The organism is Intrasporangium sp. (genome assembly GCF_039812505.1).
Lineage (GTDB): Bacteria > Actinomycetota > Actinomycetes > Actinomycetales > Dermatophilaceae > Intrasporangium_A.
This window is the reverse complement of the sequence record NZ_JBDIAQ010000252.1, coordinates 1-2,925: the sequence shown is the minus strand read 5'-3', so window position 1 is coordinate 2,925 and position 2,925 is coordinate 1. Positions and strand designations below refer to the sequence as shown.

2 protein-coding genes are annotated in these 2,925 nt (G+C 71.7%); both read left to right on the top strand.

All coding sequences use genetic code 11. The features are described 5' to 3' along the window. The first annotated feature begins 137 nt into the window (after window positions 1-137). Window positions 138-1,988 carry a translation elongation factor 4 gene (gene lepA, locus WMI84_RS17850; protein ID WP_347355119.1) on the top strand — a complete coding sequence of 617 codons (1,851 nt, stop codon included), beginning with the start codon at window positions 138-140 and terminating at the stop codon, window positions 1,986-1,988. Between the two features lie 57 nt (window positions 1,989-2,045). Continuing rightward, window positions 2,046-2,891: a helix-turn-helix domain-containing protein gene (locus WMI84_RS17845; protein ID WP_347355118.1), complete on the top strand. Its 846-nt coding sequence runs from the start codon at window positions 2,046-2,048 to the stop codon at window positions 2,889-2,891. The last annotated feature ends 34 nt before the right edge of the window (window positions 2,892-2,925 follow it).

The following is a 2,925-nucleotide window of genomic DNA, read 5'->3' as shown; positions in this document are numbered from 1 at the left end:
GCCGCGATCGGGCGTTCGGGGCGGAGGGGGGTGAGCGGCATACCCGCGAAGCGTGGGAGACTGGCCCGTCGGGGGCTGCGGCTCCCGGCGAGAGCCCACCCACCGCCGTCTGCGAGGTCTGTCCCACCGTGTCGCCCATGGCCCGTTCCGCGCTTGCGCCCAACGCCACGCCGCCGGACCTGATCCGCAACTTCTGCATCATCGCGCACATCGACCACGGCAAGTCGACGCTCGCCGACCGGATGCTCCAGCTGACCGGGGTCGTCGACGCCCGCGCGATGCGGGCGCAGTACCTCGACCGGATGGACATCGAGCGCGAGCGGGGCATCACGATCAAGAGCCAGGCGGTCCGGATGCCGTGGGCCCTCGACGAGGGCACCACGTCCACCACGTACGCCCTGAACATGATCGACACCCCGGGGCACGTCGACTTCACCTACGAGGTGTCCCGCTCCCTCGCGGCGTGCGAGGGCGCCGTCCTGCTCGTCGACGCGGCCCAGGGGATCGAGGCGCAGACCCTCGCGAACCTCTACCTCGCGATGGAGAACGACCTGACGATCATCCCCGTCCTGAACAAGATCGACCTGCCGGCCGCGCAGCCGGACAAGTACGCCGACGAGCTCGCCCGGCTCATCGGGGTCGAGCCGCAGGACTGCCTGCGGGTCTCCGGCAAGACCGGCGAGGGCGTCCCCGCGCTGCTCGACACGATCGTCGACAAGCTCCCGGCCCCGACCGGCGATCCCGAGGCGCCGGCGCGGGCGATGATCTTCGACTCGGTCTACGACACCTACCGCGGCGTGGTCACCTACGTGCGGGTGGTCGACGGCAACCTGAACCCGCGCGAACGCATCCTGATGATGTCGACCCGGGCGACCCACGAGCTGCTCGAGATCGGGGTCATCAGCCCCGAGCCGGTGCCGTCGCAGGGCCTCGGCGTGGGCGAGGTGGGCTACCTGATCACCGGGGTCAAGGACGTGCGCCAGTCGCGCGTCGGCGACACGGTGACCAACGCGAGCCGGCCGGCGGGGCACGCGCTCGGCGGCTACCGCGACCCCAGGCCGATGGTCTTCTCCGGGCTCTACCCGATGGACGGGTCCGACTACCCCGACCTGCGCGACGCCCTCGACAAGCTCAAGCTGAACGACGCCGCGCTCGTCTACGAGCCGGAGACCTCGGCCGCGCTCGGCTTCGGCTTCCGGTGCGGCTTCCTCGGGCTGCTGCACCTCGAGATCGTCCGGGAGCGGCTGGAGCGGGAGGCGGGCCTGGACCTGATCTCGACCCAGCCCAACGTCGTCTACGACGTGACCATGGAGGACGGCCGGCACGTCCACGTGACCAACCCGAGCGAGTTCCCGGCCGGCAAGATCGCCGAGGTCAGCGAGCCCGTCGTGCGCGCGACGATCCTCGCGCCCAGCGAGTTCATCGGGGCGATCATGGAGCTCTGCCAGTCGAGGCGCGGCGCGCTGCGTGGCATGGACTACCTGTCCGAGGACCGCGTCGAGATGCGCTACACGCTGCCGCTCGCCGAGATCGTCTTCGACTTCTTCGACCAGCTGAAGTCGCGCACCCGCGGCTACGCCTCGCTCGACTACGAGCCCGACGGCGAGCAGGTCGCCGACCTGGTCAAGGTCGACATCCTCCTGCAGGGCGAGCAGGTCGACGCGTTCTCGGCGGTCGTGCACCGGGACAAGGCGTACTCGTACGGCGTCATGATGGCCGGCAAGCTGAAGAACCTCATCCCGCGCCAGCAGTTCGAGGTGCCCATCCAGGCGGCCATCGGCTCGCGGATCATCGCCCGCGAGAACATCCGCGCGATCCGCAAGGACGTGCTGGCCAAGTGCTACGGCGGCGACATCAGCCGCAAGCGCAAGCTGCTGGAGAAGCAGAAGGAGGGCAAGAAGCGGATGAAGATGGTCGGGCGGGTCGAGGTGCCGCAGGAGGCCTTCATCGCCGCCCTCTCCAGCGAGGACACGAAACCGAAGAAGTAGGCACACGCCGGCCGTATGCCGCTGGGCTTGGTCGGGCGCGTCGCGTACGGTCGTCGTGTGGTCCTGTCGCCGGCCCCGACCGCCGAGCACCACGAGCACGTGCCCTCCGCACGGGTGGCTCGCTGGGTGCAGCGCGCCGTCGGCTACCGGATCGTCGGCTACCCCGCTGGGGTCCACATCGGGATGCCGTCGGGGACCGTGACGCTCGTCCTGCCGCTCGACGCGCCGCTCACCGTGGCCGACGGCCGCGCTGCGCCGCTGGCCTACGACGCGGTCCTGGCCGGCCTGGCCACCCACCCGGCGCACATCCACCACGACGGCAACCAGCACGGGGTCCAGCTCGCGCTGCGTCCGGGCGCCGTGCGCGAGCTGTTCGGGTGCCCGGCTGCGGAGCTCGCCGAGGGGTCCTACGAGCTGGGTGACCTCCTGGGCCCGCGGGTCGCCTGGCTGTGCGAGCAGCTGCACGCGACCGGGTCGTGGGCCGCGCGGTTCGAGCGCGTCGAGGCGCTCCTTGGCGAGCTGGCACGGCAGCACGACCGGGCTTCCGAAGCCAGGCCCGAGGTGCGAGAGGCCTGGCGGGTGATCCGAGCCGGCGGGGGTCGGGCCCCGATCCGGACGGTGGCGCGGCACGTCGGCTGGTCGACCCGGCGACTGCAGGAGCAGTTCGGGGCCGAGTTCGGCCTCTCACCGAAGGGCGCGGCACGGGTGGCCCGCTTCGAGCGGTCGGTGGGTCTCGTCGCGGCCGGGAGGCAGCCTCTGACCGAGGTTGCCGTGGCGTGCGGCTGGTCCGACCACGCGCACATGGACCGCGACTGGAGGCAGTTCGCCGGCGTTGCCCCCAGCCGTTGGCGGGGCGTGGACGCCCTCGCCGCGGGCCCGCCGCCGGGTGTCCCGGCGGACTGAGGCGTCGCGCATTCGTCCAAGACGCAAGCGGGGC

What these genes read in the sequence shown, in the direction of transcription:
- lepA (WP_347355119.1), top strand. Translation starts at nt 138, where the DNA reads ATGGCCCGTTCCGCGCTTGCGCCCAACGCCACGCCGCCGGACCTGATC.